Raw genomic sequence first — 18,047 nt, 5'->3', positions numbered from 1 at the left:
GACGATGCATCGGTACAGGTCACACACGTGCGGCGAGCTCCGCGCCTCTGACGTCTCCACCGACGTCCGGCTGAGCGGCTGGCTGCACAATCGCCGAGACCTGGGCGGCATCCTCTTCATCGATCTGCGGGATCACTACGGCATCACCCAGCTGGTCGCCCGGCCCGGGACCGCCGCCAACGAGGCGCTGAGCCACCTCACCAAGGAGACCGTCGTCCGCATCGACGGCACGGTCGTCAGCCGGGGCGCGGACAACGTCAACCCCGAGCTGCCCACCGGTGAGGTCGAGATCGAGGTCTCCGAGGTGGAGGTGCTCGGCGCCGCCGCGCAGATCCCCTTCACCATCAACACGGATGACGGGGTCAACGAGGAACGACGCCTGGAGTACCGCTTCCTCGACCTGCGCCGTGAGCGCATGCACCGCAACATCATGCTGCGCACCGCCGTCATCTCCGCCATCCGGCACAAGATGACCGCGCTCGGCTTCAACGAGATGGCGACCCCGATCCTGGCCGCGACCTCCCCCGAGGGCGCGCGCGACTTCGTGGTCCCGTCCCGGCTCAACCCCGGCAAGTTCTACGCCCTGCCGCAGGCGCCGCAGCAGTTCAAGCAGCTGCTGATGATCTCCGGCTTCGACCGCTACTTCCAGATCGCGCCCTGCTTCCGTGACGAGGACGCCCGCGCCGACCGCTCGCCCGGCGAGTTCTACCAGCTCGACGTCGAGATGAGCTTCGTCGAGCAGGAGGATGTCTTCCAGCCGATCGAGAAGCTGATGACCGAGCTCTTCGAGGAGTTCGGCGGCGGCCGTCATGTCACCTCGCCGTTCCCGCGCATCCCGTTCCGCGAGTCGATGCTGAAGTACGGCAGCGACAAGCCGGACCTGCGGGCCGAGCTGGAGCTGGTCGACATCACCGATGTGTTCGCCGGCTCGGAGTTCAAGGCGTTCGCCGGCAAGCACGTCCGCGCGCTGCCGGTGCCGGATGTCGCCGCGCAGTCCCGGAAGTTCTTCGACGGACTCGGCGACTACGCCGTCTCGCTCGGCGCCAAGGGCCTGGCCTGGGTCCGGGTGGCCGAGGACGGCTCGCTCAGCGGCCCGATCGCGAAGTTCCTCACCGAGGAGAACGTCAAGGTGCTCACCGAGCGCCTGGGCCTCGCCGCCGGACACGCCGTCTTCTTCGGCGCCGGTGACTTCGAAGAGGTCTCCAAGATCATGGGCGGCGTCCGGGTCGAGGCCGCCAAGCGCGCCGGTCACTTCGTGGACGGCGAGTTCCGCTTCTGCTGGATCGTCGACTTCCCGATGTACGAGCGGGACGAGGAGACCGGCAAGATCGACTTCTCTCACAACCCCTTCTCCATGCCGCAGGGCGGGATGAAGGACCTGGAGGAGAAGGACCCGCTGGACATTCTCGCCTGGCAGTACGACATCGTCTGCAACGGCATCGAGCTCTCCTCCGGCGCCATCCGGAACCACGAGCCCGAGATCATGCTCCGCGCCTTCGAGATCGCCGGGTATGAGCGCGAGACCGTCGAGCAGGAGTTCGCGGGCATGCTCCGCGCCTTCCGCCTCGGCGCCCCGCCGCACGGCGGAATCGCCCCGGGTGTCGACCGCATCGTGATGCTGCTGGCCGATGAGCCCAACATCCGCGAGACGATCGCCTTCCCGCTGAACGGCAACGCCCAGGACCTGATGATGGGCGCCCCGTCCGAGCTGGACGAGTCGCGGCTGCGCGAGCTGAACATCCAGCTGCGGAAGCCGGTGGCCAAGCCGTCCGAGTGACCTCGGCGGTCGTGTGGTGGTGAAGGTCCCGTACCGGTCGTGGGTGACCGGTACGGGACCTTTCCCGTGTACGGGTTCCCGGCTCGGGTGCTCTCGGTGCTCTCGGTGCTCTCGGGTGTCCGGGGTTCGGTGTTCCGGTGTCCGGGGTTCCGGGGTTTTCCGCCGGGCGGGCAACCCGGCCCGCATGCCACCGCGTTCCACGGATGTGGACCACGCAGGACAACGGCAAGGACGGCACCATGGGCCCGGACGGCGGCGAATGCGACTTCGAGGACTTCGTCGCCGCCCGGGGCCCCCGACTGCTCAGAATGGCCTGGCTGCTGACCGGCGACGCGCATCTCGCCGAGGATCTGCTCCAGACGGTGCTGGCCAAGGTCTGGCCGAAGTGGCGGCGGATCGCGGACGACCACCCGGAGGCGTACATCCGCAAGGCACTGGTCAACACCCATGCCTCCTGGTGGCGCAGGCGCTGGCGCGGCGAGGTGCCGCACGGCGAGCTGCCGGAGTCGGTGACCGAGACCGATGTGTACGCGGACATCGACCTGGAGCACTCCCTCGCCCAGGCCATCCGCACCCTGCCGCCCCGGCAGCGCGCGGTCGTGGTGCTGCGGTTCTTCGAGGATCTGAGTGTCGAGGAGACCGCGGCCACGCTGGGCTGTGCCCCCGGGACGGTCAAAAGCCAGTCGGCGAAGGCCCTGCGCACCCTGCGGCAGCTGCTGCCGGCCCCTTTCGCGGAGAGGGCTGAGTGCGATGTGGCGGCCTGAGGAGCCCCGGGAGCCCGGGGCACAGACGGGATCCGGGTATCCCGCGGACCCCGGGGAGCACGAACTGCGGGTACTGCTGCAACGGGCCACCCCGAGACTGCGCGCCCCGGACGGACGTCTGGGGCAGGTGCGCGAGCGGATCGCCCGCCGGCGCCGCCGTGTCCGGGCCGCCGGGGCGGTCGCCCTCGGGGTGACCGCCCTCGTACTGACCGGGACTCTGGTGCCGTCCGTACTGCTCACCACCGAGGAATCCGCCGGCGGGCCCGCGGCGGCGCCCACCGGGGCGCCGGACCCGCCCGCACCGGAGCCGGGAGCCCGGTCCTATCCGGGACTCGGCTCGCTGGTCCTGCGACTTCCCGCCCAGTGGCATGCGCGGGAGGTGCGGCTGCCGGCCGGGGGCGCGATGAGCACCCATGGCTATGTCTCCACCGGGATGTTCACCGAACGGAACAGCCATCCCGGGGAAACGACCTGCGACCCGGACGGCCGCACCTACTGCCTGCCGATGCGGCTGATGAGACCCGGGGACGTACTGATCGCCCTGCGGTCGACGGTCAATCCGCTGCTGGTCGACAAGGCGGAAGCCCAGGGCAGCGGCGTACTCGTCAGGGCCCCCGAGGTCTCCGGCCGCTGCCAGGGCATCGAGGGAGTCACCTCGTACAACGCCCTGATCAACGGGCATCCGCGGCCCGGTACGGCGGTGCTCGCCGAGGTCTGCCTCGCCCGGAAGGCCGGCAAGGAGACGCTCGAAGCGGTGGAACGGTCGCTGACCGGCGCCCGTTTCGACGCGTCGGCCCCGGCGCTGCCCGCCCACCCGGTCACAGGAGTGGCTGCCGGGAAGGGGGCAACCCGGGAGGGAAGAGCACGCGCTGACCGATGAGGACACGACATCGTCCCCCAGCGCTCTCGCGGAAGCCCCGGCCGGAAGGAACAGCATGAGAAACACGATGGAAAAGGCACGCACGGCCGCCGCCGCGCTCTCGGCGGGCCTGATGCTCACCGGCTGCGGCGCCGGGGGCCCGGGGCCGGATCCCGCCGCCGGTCCGGATTCCGGTCCCGGCACGCGCACCGGGTCCGCTCCGGCGGCCGGCGACCCCCGGCAGATGGGGAGCGGGCCCGCACCGGAGATACCCGGCCTCGGCCCCCGGACCTTCGCCCGGATAGGCCCCGCCACCCGGCAGGTGCTCGTGGTGACCGGCGCGACCATGGACACCAACCGCGCGACGGCGGTTCTTCATGAACGCGACCGCGCCAGGGGCTGGAAGCCCGTACTCGGCCCCTGGCCCGCGCGCAACGCGCTCCGGGGCTGGACCGAGGACCACCGGCTGAACGATCTGCGCTCCCCGATCGGCATGTACGGCCTCACCGACGCGGGCGGCAGATCCCGCGACCCGGGCACGGAACTCCCGTACCACCGCTGGCCCGGATACACCCCGAGCGGCACGAATTCCGAGGGCGAGTCGATCGCCGGGGCCTTCGACCATGTGGTGGCGATCAACTACAACCGGAAGGCCGGGGTCTCCCCCCAGGACTGGACCCGTCCCCTCGGTGAGGCGAAGGGCGGCGGCATCTGGGTCCATGTCGACCACGGCGGTCCCACCCAGGGCTGTGTCTCCCTCTCCAAGGCCCGGGTCGCCGAACTCCTGCGCCAACTGGACCCCGGCGCCCGGCCGGTGGTGGTGATGGGGCCGGCCGCGAGTCTGGCGCGTTAGCCGGGGCCCCGGAGGTCCGGGGACCGGCCTCGTTGTCAGTGCCGTGTGCGACTCTCTGATCATGGCTGTCTTCGCGGATTTCAACTTCAAGCTGCTGGTTGTCGAGAAGCTCATGTACGACGAGGGCACGCTCGTCCCGGCGTTCAGCATCGACGCGCGGATGGCGGCCCGGGGGATACCGGATCCGACGTCCCATGTCTTCGAGAACGATCTCGCGTACACGGTGCTCGACGAGTCCCGCGCCTTCTTCGAGGAGCTGGAGATCGGCGAGGAGCTGCTGGCGAGTGTGGACACCCTGCTCGTGGACGGCGGGCTCCAGGTCTACTACGAGTGCTCACCGGTCTGGGACGGCGAGGACGACCTCTTCGACGTCCGCTCGCTCGACGACCTGGCGCTGCTGCCGAATCTCCGGGAGGTCATCGGTGCGGAGGAGCTCAGGGTCCCGGGCGCCCTGGAGCGGCTCGCCGCCCGCGGCATCTCCGTCTCCTGACGGCGGCCCGGCTCTCGGAAGGGGGTGCACGGATCCATGGACGGCGATGACCGGCGGTTGGCCGGGATCGGGAAGGCGTATCTCGCACAGCTCGGTGGCGGTGGCGCGGAGTTGGTTCCGCAGGTGCGCGAGCTGCCCGACGGGCTCGGGGTCTGTGTTTTTCTGCCGATCCGGGGCGGGGGGACCGTCCTCGTCGCGCGGGACGAGTCGGTGCTCTTCGTCGGCTCGGCGATGGGCTTCGAGCGCGGTCTCGCCGCCTTCCGGGAGGGCCGGCGCACCCCGCCCGAGCGATTCCGGCGCCCCGGCGGGGACCCGGCGCCCTGAGGCGCGGGAAGCGCTGCCGGGAACGCGTCCTGCCCCGGGCCGGGGGCCCGGGGCAGGACGGGGGGACAGGACGAGCTCAGTCCTTCTTCGGCTCCTCCAGGCGGGGGAAGAGCACCGCGCCCTTCGTCACCGTGGAACCGGCCGGGAGAAGACCCCAGTCGCCGGCGTTCTGGACCCGCTGGCCGGCGAGGGCGCCCAGGGACGCCTCGGCGCCCAGGGAGTCCCAGAGCGCCTGGGAGGTCTCGGGCATCACCGGGTTGAGCAGGACCGCGAGCGCGCGCAGCGACTCGGCGGCCGTGTAGAGGATCGTCGCGAGGCGGGCCCGGCCCTCCTCGGACTCGTCCTTGGCGACCTTCCACGGCTCCTGCTCGGTGAGATAGCCGTTGACCTGCTTCACGAAGTCGAAGACGGCCAGGATGCCGCCCTGGAAGTCGAGCTCCTCGCCGATCTTCCGGTCCGCCTCCGCGACCGCCCTGGCGAGACCCTCGCGCACCGCCGTCTCGGCGTCACCGGAGGCGGTCGCCGCCGGCAGCGCGCCGCCGAAGTACTTGCCGATCATGGCCGCGACCCGGGAGGCGAGGTTGCCGTAGTCGTTCGCCAGCTCGCTGGTGTAGCGGGCGGTGAAGTCCTCCCACGAGAAGGAACCGTCCTGGCCGAACGCGATGGCCCGCAGGAAGTACCAGCGGTACGCGTCCACGCCGAAGTGCGAGGTCAGATCCTGCGGCTTGATGCCGGTCAGATTCGACTTCGACATCTTCTCGCCGCCGACCATCAGCCAGCCGTTCGCGGCGACCCGGCCCGGTACGGGCAGTCCGTTCGCCATCAGCATCGCGGGCCAGATGATCGCGTGGAACCGGAGAATGTCCTTGCCGACCAGATGCACATTGGCCGGGAAGGTGTCCGCGAACTTCGCCGGGTTCTCGTTGTAGCCGACGGCGGTGGCGTAATTGAGGAGCGCGTCGATCCACACGTAGATCACGTGCTTCTCGTCCCACGGCACCTTCACGCCCCAGTCGAATGTCGACCGGGAGATGGAGAGGTCCTGAAGGCCCTGCTTGACGAAGTTCACGACCTCGTTGCGGGCGGACTCGGGCTGAATGAAGCCGGGGTCGGCCTCGTACAGCTCCAGCAGCTTCGGGCCGTACTCGCTGAGCTTGAAGAAGTAATTCTCCTCCTTCAGCAGCTCCACGGGCTTCTTGTGGATCGGGCAGAGCTTCTGCCCGGCGTACTCGCCCTCGCCGTCGATCAGATCGCCGGGGAGCTTGTACTCCTCACAGCCCACGCAGTACGGGCCCTCGTATCCGCCCTTGTAGATCTCGCCCTTGTCGTAGAGATCCTGGACGAATTCCTTCACCCGGTCCGTGTGGCGCTTCTCGGTGGTGCGGATGAAATCGTCATTCGCGATGTTCAGGTGCTCCCACAGAGGCTGCCACGCCTCGGTGACGAGCTTGTCGCACCACTCCTGGGGGGTGACCCCATTCGCCTCGGCCGTGCGCATGATCTTCTGACCGTGCTCGTCCGTGCCGGTGAGGTACCACACCTTCTCACCGCGCTGGCGATGCCAGCGGGTGAGCACGTCGCCTGCGACGGTCGTATAGGCGTGGCCCAGGTGAGGAGCGTCGTTGACGTAGTAAATGGGGGTCGAGACGTAGAACGCCTTCGCCCCCTGCTTCTCGGATCCAGTGGCCGCCATGGCGAAATCCTAACGGCCCCGGAGGGTGTCCCTCGCACGGATAAAACCCGCCCCGTGGAACGGCGACGGCCGGGCGGGGAGCGATGCTCCCGCCCGGCCGTCGTCCGTTCGTCCCCGGCGGCCCCGGATCAGGCCGCGCCGGCCCCCTCCGGGCGCCAGTTCCGCAGCACTCCGTCGTAGAGCTCCGCGTCCGGGAGCTCACGCGGGGCCGGCCCGGCGTGGAAGAAGCCGGCATTGGCGGCGGTCAGCTTGCGCAGATAGTCGAACGCCTTGGCGTCGTGCTCGCCGAAGGCCACGAACTGCCAGAACACCTTCCCGTGCGAGGCCGCCGCGGCCGTCAGCGCGGCGGTGGCGGCGGTCTTCGACTCCGGCGCTCCGTCGGTCTGGAAGATCACCAGGGCCGGGGCGGCGGGGTCTGTCCCGGTGTGCAGGGCCAGGACCTCCTCGACCGCGAGGTGGTAGTTGGTCCGTCCCAGGCGGCCGAGGGACGCGTGCAGCTCGTCGATCCTGCCCTCGTACGACCGCGGGGTCAGCTCACCGGTCCCGTCGACCTCGGTGGAGAAGAACACCACCCCGACCTCGGGCGCCCCGCCGAGCCCGGCGGCGAGGGCGAGTGCCTGCTCGCCGAGGTGCTGGGCGCTGCCGTCCTTGTAGTACGGCCGCATCGAACCGGAACGGTCGAGTACGAGATAGACCCGCGCCCCCACACCCTCCAGCCCGGCCCGGCGCACGGCCTCGCGGGCGGCGTCCAGATGGGGGAGGCTGTCCGCCGCGTCGGGTGCCTCGGCGGCGGGGGCGGGGGCGGGCACGGGGGCTGCCGGGGCGGGGACGGGCGCGGGGGTGGTGGCGGGCTGCTCGGGCTCGGGCTCGACCTCGGCTTCCGCTTCGGGCTGCTCGGCTGCGGGTGCGTCGCCGGCGGGCTCGGTGACGGCCCCGGGCTCGGGGATCTCTGTGCCGGCTCCGGCCTCCTCGGGCTCGGCGGCGGTGGCCACCGGTTCCGTGGCAGGCGCTTCGGCGGGGGTCTCCGTCCCGGTGGTGGCGGTCGGCTCGGTCTCCGGGGCGGGTGCTTCCGCCTCGGGCTCCGGTGCAGTGGCCTCGGCGGTGGGTTCCGGCGCGGGGTCGGGTTCCGGTGCCGGTGTCTCGGCGGGGGTCTCCGTCCCGGTGGTGGCGGTCGGCTCGGTCTCCGGGGCGGGTGCTTCCGCCTCGGCTTCCGGTGCCGGTGCTTCGGCGGTGGGTTCCGCTTCCGACTCGGTTTCCGGGGCCTCGGCCGCAGTCCCGGCCGCGGGAACGGCGGTCGGCGCCGGCTCGGAGGCCGCTGCCCCGGGCTCCGGTGCCTCAGCCTCTTCCGGCTCGGCCTCTTCCGGCTCGGCCTCGGCATCCGCTGCCGAGTCGGCCGGTTCCGCTTCCGGCTCGGTCTGCTCGGGGGCGGGCTTCTCCCCGGCCTCGGCCGAGGGTGTCTCCGACGCGGTTGCGCCTCCGGCCGGCTCCGGCGCGGCGGCCGGAATCTCCACCGGCGGCTCGGGGGCCGCAGCGGTGGTGTCCGCTTCCGTGCCGATCACGACGGCTTCCGCCGGTTCGGCTGCGGGGACGACCACCTCGGTCTCCGCACCGGTCTCCGTGCCGGTCTCGTCCCCGGCCTCGGCGGGCGTGGCGGGTGCAGCTTCCGCGACGCGTACGGCTGGCTCGGGCTCCCCGTCCTCGGCGGCGACGGCGGTCTTGGGTTCCGCTTCGGGCTCCGCCGCGACGGATGCATCAAGGCTGACCGGTACGGCGAGATCCACCGTGACCGGCTCGATGGCCGGCTCTGCGACCGGGGCCGCAGGCGCGGTCTCGGCGGGCTCCGGGGCCTTCTCCGCCTCGGCCGGGGCTGCGGCTTCGAAGGGCGCCGGTTCCGGTTCCGTCTCCGGGACCGGCTCGGTACGGCTCTGGGACGGCACCGTGGCCGTGCGCGGGCGAGGGCTCGGGTTGTCGAACGCCGCCGACACCAGCTCGGCCGCACGGTCCTCCGGCGACGCGGCGGACACCGCGTCCCCGACCGGTGCCGACTCGTCAGATGCGGAGGCGGAGGCGGAGACGGAGGTGGAGTCCGCGAGGGAGTCCGGGCCGGAATCCGGGCGGGAGTCCGAAGAGGGGACCGGAGCGGACTCCGGACCTGTGGCCGCGGCGGAGACCGTGCCGGTCTCCTTCGCCGAAGCGGCCGAAGCGGCCGGAGCCGTCGCGACCGTCGCAGCCGGTTCCGCCACCGGAACCGGCTCCGCGGCCGTCGCCGGTTCGGCGGGTGCCGCGGTCGCCGTCGTGGCGGTGGTGCTGCTCGGCGCGGTGGCCGATTCCGTGCGCTCGGACTGGGCCGGGACGGAGGGAGCGCCGGCCGTGGACTCAGTGGGCTCCGAACGGTCGCGGCCGAATACCTTGCGCAGCAAGCTCCGAATGCCCATGTGCGAGGACCTTTCGCATAAGTTGGGTGCCGTATTGTCCACACTCGGGCCAAGTTGTCCATGGCGGGTCCTGGCCAGGGGTGACACGTAAGGTTAGCGGCCAACTATTCGGGAACCCCGCTGGGGCGGTACGCCCACTCCGTACCGTCAACTCGTCCACCCCGTGCCGACAGCGCCTCCACGCGGTGTCCACGATCCGCCGCCGGTGCGGGCCCGCGCACGGCCGGGGCCAACCCCCGCGTCACGCTCCGGATTCATGCGTCGTTCACCCGGAGTCCGCCACTTCGCACACCTCTGCCCCTAACGTCACGACGGGGGAAGATTCCGACAGTCTGTCGGCGCGGTCTGCGCCGGAGGAGGACGAAGTGCGCAAACTGCTGCCGCTCCTGAGCACCAAGCCGCATGCGGGCGGGCGTTCCGCGCTCACCTGCCGCTACCGCTGCGGTGACGCTTGCTTCCGGGAAGTGCCCAACACCAGTGAGAACGAGTACGCCGGTGACATCATCGCCGGCGCTCTCTCCCGCCGCTCCATGGTCCGCGCGGCGGCGGTGGTGACCGTGACGGCCGCCGCCGGTGCGGCGACGGTGGCCGGTGCCGGCGGCGGGGGCCAGGCGTCCGCCGCCCCCCTCATGGGCGCGGACCGGCACGGCAGGGGACACGGCCACGGTTCCGGGAAGAAGGACGGGGCCAAGGGGCTGCGCTTCACCCCGGTCGCCCCGAACCAGGACGACAAGGTCACCATCCCGGCCGGGCATGCGCAGAACGTCGTGATCCGCTGGGGCGACCCGATCCTGCGGGGCGCCCCGGCCTTCAACGCGGAGAAGCAGACCGCGAGAGCCCAGGCGGGACAGTTCGGCTACAACAACGACTTTCTCTCCCTGCTCCCGCTCCCCGGTGAACGGGGCCGTCAAGTGCTGGTGGCCAACCACGAGTACACGGACGAAGTACTGATGTTCCGGGGGTACGACCGCGAGAATCCGACCCGGGAACAGGTCGAGATCGCCTGGGCCGCGCACGGGCTCTCCGTCGTGGTGGTGCAGGAGGAGCGGGGCTCGGGCCGGCTCACCCCGGTCAGCCGTCACCCTCTCAACCGCCGTCTCACCGTAACGAGTGAATTCCGGATGACCGGCCCGGCGGCGGGCGGCCCGCTGCTGCGGACCTCGGCCGACCCCTCCGGCACCCGGGTGCTCGGCACGCTCAACAACTGCGCGGGCGGCACCACTCCCTGGGGCACCACGCTCCACGGCGAGGAGAACTTCGACCAGTACTTCGCCCATGCCTCGTCCCCCACCGACAAGCGGTACGGCCTGGGCCAGGGCGCGTCCGAGCGCAAGTGGGAGCGGTTCGACCGGCGCTTCGACACGGCGCGGGAGCCGAACGAGCCGCACCGCTTCGGCTGGGTGGTGGAGCTGGACCCGTACGACCCCGACTGGACCCCGCGCAAGCGGACGGCGCTCGGCCGCTTCAAGCACGAGGCGGCCCAGCCGCGTCTGACCGCCGACGGCCGGCCCGTCGTCTACATGGGGGACGACGAGCGGTTCGACTACTTCTACAAGTTCGTCTCCTCGAAGCCGATGAAGCGCGGCGGCTCCCGGGCCGCGCGGGAGCACAACCGCACCCTGCTGGACGAGGGCACGCTCTATGTGGCGAAGCTGACGGGTGACAGTCCGCAGGACATCGACGGGAGCGGGAAGCTGCCCGCCGACGGCGAGTTCGACGGTTCGGGGGTCTGGATTCCGCTGGCCACCGGCGATGTCTCGCATGTGCCGGGGATGACCGCGGAGGAGGTGTACGTCTTCACCCGGCTGGCGGGTGACAAGGTCGGGGCGACCAAGATGGACCGGCCCGAGGATGTCGAGCCCTCGCCGCGCACCGGCCGGGTCTATGTCGCGCTCACCAACAACACCGACCGGGGCAAGGCCGGCAAGCCGGGCGCGGACGAGGCCAACCCGCGCAACCTCAACAAGCACGGCCAGATCCTCGAACTCGCCGAGCACTGGGACGACCCGGCGAGCGACGGTTTCGCCTGGCGGCTCTTCCTGGTCGCGGGCGATCCGGCCGACCCCGCCACCTACTTCGCCGGATTCCCCAAGGAGAGGGTCAGTCCGATCTCCTGCCCCGACAATGTCGCCTTCGACGACCACGGGAACATGTGGATCTCCACCGACGGCAACAAGCTCGGCTCCCACGACGGGCTCTTCGGCGTGGCGACCCAGGGCGAGCGGCGCGGCGAGCTGAAGCAGTTCCTCACCGTCCCGACCGGGGCCGAGACCTGCGGGCCGGTGATCCAGGACCGGCGCGTACTGGTCGCCGTCCAGCACCCCGGGGAGGTCGACGGCGCCTCGGTGGAGCGGCCGGCGAGCAGCTGGCCGGACGGACCCGGCCGGATCGTCCGGCCCTCCGTGGTCGCGGTCTGGCGCCGCGACGGCCGGGACATCGGCGTCTGACGCCCTCCCGCCGGTCCGCCCGCCCCGGAAAAATCACCGGGGCGGGCGGACCGGAGCCTTACAGTCGGGGGTATGGAGAACGAAGGGACAGCAGGGTCCGTACGGATCGACGCGTGGATCTGGTCCGTACGTCTGACCAAGACCCGCTCCCAGGCCGCGGACGCCTGCAAGGCGGGCCATGTCCGGGTCAATGGCGCCCGGGTGAAGCCCGCCCACACGATCAGCGCCGGTGACCAGGTCCGGCTCTTCCACGACGGCCGGGAACGGCTGGTGCGGGTCGCGAAGATCATCCGCAAGCGGGTGGGCGCGCCGGTGGCGGTCCAGTGTTACGAGGACAACAGCCCGCCGCCCCCGCCGAGGGAATTCACCGCGCCGGTCGCGATCCGGGACCGGGGCGCGGGCCGCCCGACCAAGCGCGACCGCCGGGAGATGAACCGCCTCCAGGGTGGTGCGAAGGGGCTCTAGGGGGCCCGTTGGGCCGAGGTCCGGAGGGGCTCCGGAGGGCGCTGGGAAGGGCTTTCGGAGCTGCCCCGGTGACCGCTGTGTGCCGGGTGTCCCCCGGCCCGGCCGGCCGCCGGCGCGGCCCGGCAGTGGGGGCAGGGCCGCCGTGCCACATCGGTCAGCCGCCCCTGGGCGTCATACGCGAAGGTGTCGGTGACGGCCGCGCCGCACTGCCGGGTCGTGCAGCGGCTGCTCACCGTCTCCGTGCCGAGCGCGGTTCCGAAGCGGATGGAGTGTTCGCAGAACAGGCAGGGGAAGGGGTACAGCCCCTTCTCGTTCTCCACGAAGGCGACAGCCTCGGGACGTTCGCAGCGGGGACAGATCCAGGCCATTTCCACCCACCGGGTCGTTGGACAGAAGAGACAGAGAGACAGAGAGACAGAGAGACAGAAGGAGATCGAGGGCACGGAGAAGAGATTGCGGAGACGGCGGATTATGCGCCCGTGATCCACTGCTCCGTGGCCCTCTCCGGCCCTCATTCACTCGTTGGTGGTGTGAGAAAGCCCCGGTCGGCGCCGGGTGCGCCGGGTGGGGCGGGTCAGCGCTCCCGCCGTGTCGGGGAGGCGATGGCCCGGGCCGCCGTGACCTCGTGGCGGAGGGGAGCGAGTACGCCCCGCTCGTCGCCGTCGAGCACGGCCACCACCTCCACCAGTACGTCACTGCTGCGCATCCCCTCCGCCAGCTCCCGGAGCTGGCGCTCCACCTCCGCCACCTCGTCCGGGGACGGCGGGGCCGCGCCATGGGTGACCCGGACCCGGGCCGCCGTGGCGGCGTCCACGATGCGCTCGACCGCGACCACCAGCGGCCACCAGGCCGCCGCATGCCGGCCCATCGGCGGCGGCTCGGTCAGCGCCCGCTGGAATTCGGAGCGCACCGAGGACAGCTCCCGGTAGATCCGGCGGCGTCCGCGCACCTGGTCCCCCGGGTCGCCGTCCGCGGTGAAGGCGCAGCCCACATATCCGGCGATCTCGTCCACCGCCGAGGCCAGCCGGTCGCCGATCCGGGTGCGCCAGCTCTCGGGCCAGAGCAGATAGCCCGCGACCAGGGCGATTCCGCAGCCGACCAGACTGTCCAGCAGCCGGGGCAGCACCAGGTCGAATCCCTCGTGGTTGAGGGTGTCCGAGAGCAGCAGGATCACCGGGGTGATCGCCGCGGTCTGGAAGGCGTAGCCCTTCGCCGAGAACCACGGGATCAGCGCCGCCAGTACCAGCATCACCGGCACGTCCCACCAGCCGCGCGGCACCTGGGCCAGGACCGGTGTGGCCACCAGGAGGCCCGCGGCGGTACCCAGCGCGCGCAGCACCGCGCGGGAGAAGACCGACCCGAAGTCCGGCTTCAGGACGAAGGTGATGGTGAGCGCCACCCAGTAGGAACGGGGCACCGCCACCAGGGACACCAGCGCCTGGGCCAGCCCGATGCAGAGCGCCAGGCGCAGCCCGTACCGCCAGGAGGGGCCGGAGAACAGCACCGAGCGGGTCATGGCCAGGAAGCGGGTGCGCAACGCCGCCGGACGGCCGAGCCGGTCGTCCGCGCCGTACGGGTCCGGGTCGGCCTTGTGGACCACGGCCGCCGCATAGCGCAGCGCCGTCTCCACCGCCCGGTCCGCCGGGCCCTCCGGCTCCGGCAGGTCCGACAGATCGGGCACCTCGCCCCGTCCGGCGGAGACCGAGTCCGCCAGCGCGTCCACCGCCGCCGCGATCGGCGGCCGGCGGGACGCCCGGCCGTAGAGATGTGCCGCCGCCGCGCCTTCCACCAGTGGGATCAGCACATTGAGCTGCGCCAGCAGCCGCACCAGCGGGCTGCGGCGTCCGTGGTCGCGGGCGCGCAGGGCGAGGATCAGGTCATAGGCCGTGTTGAGCGCGTCGGTCACCTGCCGGCGCTTCTCCGGGTACGCGTCGGTGCCCGTCGCCCGGAACAGCCCGGCCGCGCTGCGGTAGGCGTCGGCGACCGCTTCCCGCTCGGGCCGCCTGCCCCGCAGCGGCCAGCCCAGCAGGGTGAGCACCAGGACGAACAGACCGCCGAGGCAGAGCAGCACCGCCGGTTTCCACCAGGGGTCCGGCATCTCCAGACCCGCACCCACCACGGCGTTCAGCAGCAGGAGCAGCCCGGAGACGGAGGCGACCGACCCGATGGACGAGATCATCCCGGAGACCAGTGCCACCAGGGTCAGCACGACGACCGCGAGCCAGCCCTCTCCGTACACCAGAGTGCCGAGGGTGACCCCGATCGCGCCGAAGAACTGCGGCACCGCGATGTTGAAGATCCGCATCCGGTAGGAGTCCGCGGTGTCGCCGATGACGCCGGAGAGCGCGCCCATCGACACCAGCGCCCCGTCCGTGGGCCGCCCTGCGGCGAGGCCGACCGCCAGCGGTACGGAGAGCGCCACCCCGGCCCGGATGACCCCCGCCCAGGGCACGGGCGCGGACTGCGGTCGCAGGGTGCTGAGCAGCCACTCGGGTGGGGACAGCCGTCCCGCTCGGGTCTCCATGGGTTCAGGAATGCCTCATCGGACTCCACCAGGGCAAATCGGCCGCCCGGGTGGGTGTCGCGGGGCGGGCGGGCACTGTGGGCGCGGCTTGATCTTGTGCGGGCGGGCGTTGTACGGGGCGGCCCGGCCGGGACGTACGGTTACCGCCCGCCGCCCGCCGTCGTGACGCGGGGCGCGGCTCACTCGGCTCAGCGGGCGCTGTGCAGCTCCAGCCGGACCACCAGGGAGCGGTGGTCGGTGTTCTCCAGCTCCAGGAACCTCGCATCGCGCACCGAGAACTCCCGGCTGATCAGCACATGGTCGATCTGCGCGCCCAGCGGCCTCCCGACGAAGGACGGCCACGACGGTGTACGGGACGCGCCGCCGAGGTCCGAGCTGTTGCGGAGCTTGCCCGCGTCCATCAGCCGGCGGAAGGAGGCATGGTCCTGGGTGGCGTTGAAGTCGCCCGCCACGATCGCCGGCTCCTCCCGCACGGTCGACACGTACTCCCGCATCATCCCGAGCTCCCGGCGCCAGTCGTCCACACCGCCGGGTATCGGGGGCAGCGGATGGGCGAGCTGGAGATGGACCCGCTTGCCGGCTATCTCCGCCACCGAACCCGGCATCGCCATGGTGCTCTCGATGCCCGGCGCCCTGCGCAGCGGGTACTTGCTGAGGATCGCGGAGCCCTCCGCCATCGTGCCCTCGATGACATTGCGGTACGGATAGTCCGTCATGGACACCCGCTGGGCGAGCCCGTCCGAGCACGAGGCGGCGCACTCCTGGACGAAGACGAGATCCGGATCCTCCCGGCGTATCGCCTCCAGCAGACCGGCCGTGCCATTGCCGAACTCGACATTCGAGGTCAGCACCTTGACCTGTGCCACGACCGGGCCGGAGGGCCTGTCCGCCAGACCGGTGTCGTACGGACGGACGAACCAGCCGGTCAGGGCGAGTACGGCCACCGACCACACCATCCCCGCCCGCCATCTGCCGAGGAAGGTCAGCAGCAGGGCCGCTCCGGCGGGCACCAGCATCCAGGGCAGAAAGGCGATCAGCTGGGGTATCGGGGTGACGGCGTCGGTGTCCGCGACCCGGCAGGCGACCACCACCGTGGGCACGAGCAGCAGCAGGACCGACAGCCAGACCGCGCCGCGGCGCCGGCCCGCCGGACGCGCCGGAACATCCGGCTCGGCGGCCGTGGCCGCGGGCGAGAGCGTGCTGTCCAAAACTGCCTCCGGGCGTTGATTCACAGGTTCATGAGTTCACAGGTCACAAATCCATGAGTTCACGGTCCATGAGTTCACGGGTCCATGAATCCACGAGCTCACGAGTTCGCAGGTTCACGTCCGGCCCGCCGCCGCCCCGGCCGGGGGTGCGGCGTCCGGGTGCGCCGGTGATTCCTTGTGGCCTCACTCAGATGACGATGACGTCACCGGATTTGTTCCGGCCGGGGCAGTGGTGGCGACAACTGGACAGAACGCACCCCCTTTCAGGGGTTTTCCTCCGTATTCATCCGCAGAAAGGGTGCGTCCCGCGAGGTGATCAATCGGCGGGGGCCGGCGGCGCGGAGCACCACATCGAGCGCGAGCTCGGGTTCGGCGGCGTAACACTGCGCGAACCACGGCATGTTCGCCTCCACCACCGCCCACTCGCGGCCGGGTTCCCCGCCCCCGGGCGCCCGGGGCGGTGCCCCCTCCGCCGGCCGCAGCCGTCCGATGTCGACCACGACGGCGCTCGGCAGGGTGGGCCCGGCGAGGGTGAGCAGCCGCCGGGCGAACTCCCGTGCCTCCCCGGTCAGCGGCCCGGGGTCCAGCCGCCCGTGGACCGCGTACCGGCTGCCGGTGCGCACCGCTCCGTCGAGTATCCAGAGCCGGTACTCATCGGTGAACCCGACCACCTCACTGACGAGCACCGGGGTCGCCGGACCGATCCGGCCGTCATCGCCCGGCAGCGCCCGCCCGGACGGGTACACGGCGGCCGGCACGGATTTGTCGGACGGCGGTTTGACGAACGCGGGCGACTCCAGCCGCCGGGCGGCGGCGAGCGTCGTCAGCCGGATCCGCCGGGCGACGAGCTCGTACGGCAGGCCGGTCAGCCAGTCGTCGCGCGGTTCGAGCAGACCGACTCCGAGCGCCGGGGTGATCCGGGCGGCGGCGAGGGGGCCGCCGTACCAGTGGACGTCCTCGCCGGGCCGGATGCCCTGCCCGGGGCGGGCGGACGCCGCCACGCCGAGCCCGCGCCGGGCGGCGGCCCGGGCGAGCAGCTCGGACGTGCTCGTACGGGGACGCGGGGCGAGGAGGACGGCCATGACGGCACGTTAGCCGGGCCCGCCGGGCCGCCGGATCACCGAAAGCCCCGGGCCGCCCCACCACCCGGCCGCCCCACAACCTGGCCGGCGACCGCCGGCCGGGGGCGGTGTCAGACCGGAGCGGGCCCGCGCTCCTGCCGTCCGGTCAGCCAGACGATGATGGCGACCACGATGCCGGCCCCCATCAGCCACCATGACGTCGTCCGCAGCGTCGCCGTCAGCGCGTCGAACACCGCCCCGGCCGCCGGACGGTCGAGTCCGGGCGGAAGATCCTCCATGGCCAGTCTCCGGCCCGCGGCGACGATCAGCATCAGCAGCAGGCCGCCCACGGCGAGCGCCAGCCCGAGGGCGATGACCGCGCCGGCCCGGCGGGCGGCGAGCAGGACCGCCGTGAGGGCGATCAGCACGGTGCCGATGGGGAGCCAGACCCCGGCGATCTGGAGCCCGTCGAAGGCGTCCCGGGCCGCGCCGAGCTTGTCGGACTCCACCACCGTGATCCGGGTGCCCACCACCGGGATCTGGTCGGCGAACGGCACCCCGTCCTTGCCGAGCTGCCGCTTCACCTGCTCCGTCACCGGCGCCAGATCGATATGGGCCGTATCGCCTTCCTCGCTGGTCAGCGCCTGCTCCACGGCGGTGTGCGCGGCCCGGTTGACGGTGTTCCAGGCCGTCGCGTACGCCGTGGTCCCGGCGAACGAGAGCACCGCGTCGCGCACCAGGGCCCGTACGCCTCCGGAGAGGGGTCCCGCGTCGATCTTGCGCACCACCTCGCCGGCGATCCGGTCGGCCACGGCGTGCTGCACCCGGTGGTCGGAGGCGAGCGGGGCCATCGCGGTGACATAGGCGTCCGAGTCGCCGATTTCCCGCTCGGCCCAGACGGCGAGCACGCCCAGTGGCGTCAGAACGGCCACCAGCGCGATCAGTACCGCCGACACCGCTGAGAGAAATCTCCGCACCCCTCAAGAGGACGCGGCGGGTGGCCCGGCCGCGACCGCTGCTCGGCCGACCGGCCCCTTCCCGTCCCCCTTTCCTCTCCTCGCGGGGCCAAGGGGTCCCCCGTGAGGGGTTCCCGCTCCGCGCGGGCCGGCCGCCGAGTTGCCGGGACGGGTGGCCGGGTGTGCTCTGG

General features: G+C 71.9%; 15 protein-coding genes. 8 read left to right on the top strand and 7 right to left on the bottom strand.

Going from position 1 to position 18,047, the window contains the following annotated elements; translation table 11 throughout:
* Positions 1 to 4: 4 nt before the first annotated feature.
* The 6 genes from aspS to AAFN69_RS02245 all read left to right on the top strand — a co-directional run bounded on the left by aspS (position 5) and on the right by AAFN69_RS02245 (position 5,067).
* Positions 5 to 1,777, top strand: coding sequence for an aspartate--tRNA ligase (aspS, locus tag AAFN69_RS02270; protein WP_347726495.1), 1,773 nt, complete (start codon positions 5 to 7; stop codon positions 1,775 to 1,777).
* 239 nt (positions 1,778 to 2,016) lie between these two features.
* Positions 2,017 to 2,541: a SigE family RNA polymerase sigma factor gene (locus AAFN69_RS02265; protein ID WP_347726774.1), complete on the top strand. Its 525-nt coding sequence runs from the start codon at positions 2,017 to 2,019 to the stop codon at positions 2,539 to 2,541.
* Positions 2,528 to 3,421, top strand: a complete 894-nt coding sequence (locus AAFN69_RS02260; protein ID WP_347726494.1) for a hypothetical protein — start codon at positions 2,528 to 2,530, stop codon at positions 3,419 to 3,421. The genes AAFN69_RS02265 and AAFN69_RS02260 overlap by 14 nt, the downstream gene beginning before the upstream one ends.
* A gap of 55 nt (positions 3,422 to 3,476) precedes the next feature.
* Entirely contained in the window at positions 3,477 to 4,253 is a 777-nt protein-coding gene (locus AAFN69_RS02255; protein ID WP_347726493.1) for a L,D-transpeptidase family protein, read from the top strand.
* Positions 4,254 to 4,314: 61 nt separating this feature from the next.
* Complete coding sequence (locus AAFN69_RS02250; RefSeq protein ID WP_347726492.1) at positions 4,315 to 4,743, top strand: hypothetical protein; 429 nt, start codon at positions 4,315 to 4,317, stop codon at positions 4,741 to 4,743.
* Positions 4,744 to 4,779: 36 nt separating this feature from the next.
* Positions 4,780 to 5,067 (top strand): hypothetical protein, encoded by a 288-nt coding sequence (locus tag AAFN69_RS02245; protein WP_347726491.1) that lies wholly within the window; start codon positions 4,780 to 4,782, stop codon positions 5,065 to 5,067.
* A 76-nt stretch (positions 5,068 to 5,143) separates the two neighbouring features.
* Here the strand turns inward: AAFN69_RS02245 and metG are convergent, their stop codons facing one another.
* Together metG and AAFN69_RS02235 are read right to left on the bottom strand one after the other, a co-directional pair.
* Positions 5,144 to 6,760 (bottom strand): methionine--tRNA ligase, encoded by a 1,617-nt coding sequence (gene metG / locus AAFN69_RS02240; RefSeq protein ID WP_347726490.1) that lies wholly within the window; start codon positions 6,758 to 6,760, stop codon positions 5,144 to 5,146.
* Positions 6,761 to 6,888: 128 nt separating this feature from the next.
* The gene (locus AAFN69_RS02235) at positions 6,889 to 9,195 is read right to left on the bottom strand and encodes a VWA domain-containing protein (protein ID WP_347726489.1); all 2,307 of its coding nucleotides are present in this window, start codon (positions 9,193 to 9,195) and stop codon (positions 6,889 to 6,891) included.
* 365 nt (positions 9,196 to 9,560) lie between these two features.
* On the opposite strand from AAFN69_RS02235, the gene AAFN69_RS02230 reads away from it, so the two are divergent.
* The gene (locus AAFN69_RS02230; RefSeq protein ID WP_347726488.1) at positions 9,561 to 11,642 is read left to right on the top strand and encodes a PhoX family protein; all 2,082 of its coding nucleotides are present in this window, start codon (positions 9,561 to 9,563) and stop codon (positions 11,640 to 11,642) included.
* A 72-nt stretch (positions 11,643 to 11,714) separates the two neighbouring features.
* Positions 11,715 to 12,107, top strand: a complete 393-nt coding sequence (locus tag AAFN69_RS02225; RefSeq protein WP_347726487.1) for an RNA-binding S4 domain-containing protein — start codon at positions 11,715 to 11,717, stop codon at positions 12,105 to 12,107.
* On the opposite strand, the gene AAFN69_RS02220 is transcribed toward AAFN69_RS02225, so the two are convergent.
* From AAFN69_RS02220 to AAFN69_RS02200, 5 genes are all read right to left on the bottom strand, one after another.
* Entirely contained in the window at positions 12,104 to 12,475 is a 372-nt protein-coding gene (locus AAFN69_RS02220) for a hypothetical protein (protein WP_347726486.1), read from the bottom strand. The genes AAFN69_RS02225 and AAFN69_RS02220 overlap by 4 nt on opposite strands.
* A 206-nt stretch (positions 12,476 to 12,681) precedes the next feature.
* Positions 12,682 to 14,631 (bottom strand): FUSC family protein, encoded by a 1,950-nt coding sequence (locus AAFN69_RS02215; RefSeq protein WP_347726485.1) that lies wholly within the window; start codon positions 14,629 to 14,631, stop codon positions 12,682 to 12,684.
* 188 nt (positions 14,632 to 14,819) lie between these two features.
* Positions 14,820 to 15,839: an endonuclease/exonuclease/phosphatase family protein gene (locus AAFN69_RS02210; protein WP_347726484.1), complete on the bottom strand. Its 1,020-nt coding sequence runs from the start codon at positions 15,837 to 15,839 to the stop codon at positions 14,820 to 14,822.
* A gap of 263 nt (positions 15,840 to 16,102) precedes the next feature.
* Positions 16,103 to 16,921: an ATP-grasp domain-containing protein gene (locus AAFN69_RS02205; RefSeq protein ID WP_347726483.1), complete on the bottom strand. Its 819-nt coding sequence runs from the start codon at positions 16,919 to 16,921 to the stop codon at positions 16,103 to 16,105.
* A 110-nt stretch (positions 16,922 to 17,031) separates the two neighbouring features.
* Entirely contained in the window at positions 17,032 to 17,856 is an 825-nt protein-coding gene (locus AAFN69_RS02200; protein WP_347726482.1) for a hypothetical protein, read from the bottom strand.
* Positions 17,857 to 18,047: the final 191 nt, after the last annotated feature.

The organism is Streptomyces sp. CAU 1734 (assembly GCF_039888735.1).
Taxonomy (GTDB): Bacteria; Actinomycetota; Actinomycetes; order Streptomycetales; family Streptomycetaceae; genus Streptomyces.
Note: the sequence above shows the minus strand (reverse complement) of the source record. Positions and strands in the feature narration are given on the sequence as shown.

Bases quoted from the DNA above. Each gene is read 5' to 3' on its own strand.
- aspS (WP_347726495.1), top strand. From the start codon at position 5: ATGCATCGGTACAGGTCACACACGTGCGGCGAGCTCCGCGCCTCTGAC.
- AAFN69_RS02255 (WP_347726493.1), top strand. From the start codon at position 3,477: ATGAGAAACACGATGGAAAAGGCACGCACGGCCGCCGCCGCGCTCTCG.
- AAFN69_RS02245 (WP_347726491.1), top strand. From the start codon at position 4,780: ATGGACGGCGATGACCGGCGGTTGGCCGGGATCGGGAAGGCGTATCTC.
- metG (WP_347726490.1), bottom strand. From the start codon at position 6,760: ATGGCGGCCACTGGATCCGAGAAGCAGGGGGCGAAGGCGTTCTACGTC.
- AAFN69_RS02265 (WP_347726774.1), top strand. From the start codon at position 2,017: ATGGGCCCGGACGGCGGCGAATGCGACTTCGAGGACTTCGTCGCCGCC.
- AAFN69_RS02235 (WP_347726489.1), bottom strand. From the start codon at position 9,195: ATGGGCATTCGGAGCTTGCTGCGCAAGGTATTCGGCCGCGACCGTTCG.
- AAFN69_RS02215 (WP_347726485.1), bottom strand. From the start codon at position 14,631: ATGGAGACCCGAGCGGGACGGCTGTCCCCACCCGAGTGGCTGCTCAGC.
- AAFN69_RS02225 (WP_347726487.1), top strand. From the start codon at position 11,715: ATGGAGAACGAAGGGACAGCAGGGTCCGTACGGATCGACGCGTGGATC.
- AAFN69_RS02220 (WP_347726486.1), bottom strand. From the start codon at position 12,475: ATGGCCTGGATCTGTCCCCGCTGCGAACGTCCCGAGGCTGTCGCCTTC.
- AAFN69_RS02250 (WP_347726492.1), top strand. From the start codon at position 4,315: ATGGCTGTCTTCGCGGATTTCAACTTCAAGCTGCTGGTTGTCGAGAAG.
- AAFN69_RS02205 (WP_347726483.1), bottom strand. From the start codon at position 16,921: ATGGCCGTCCTCCTCGCCCCGCGTCCCCGTACGAGCACGTCCGAGCTG.
- AAFN69_RS02260 (WP_347726494.1), top strand. From the start codon at position 2,528: ATGTGGCGGCCTGAGGAGCCCCGGGAGCCCGGGGCACAGACGGGATCC.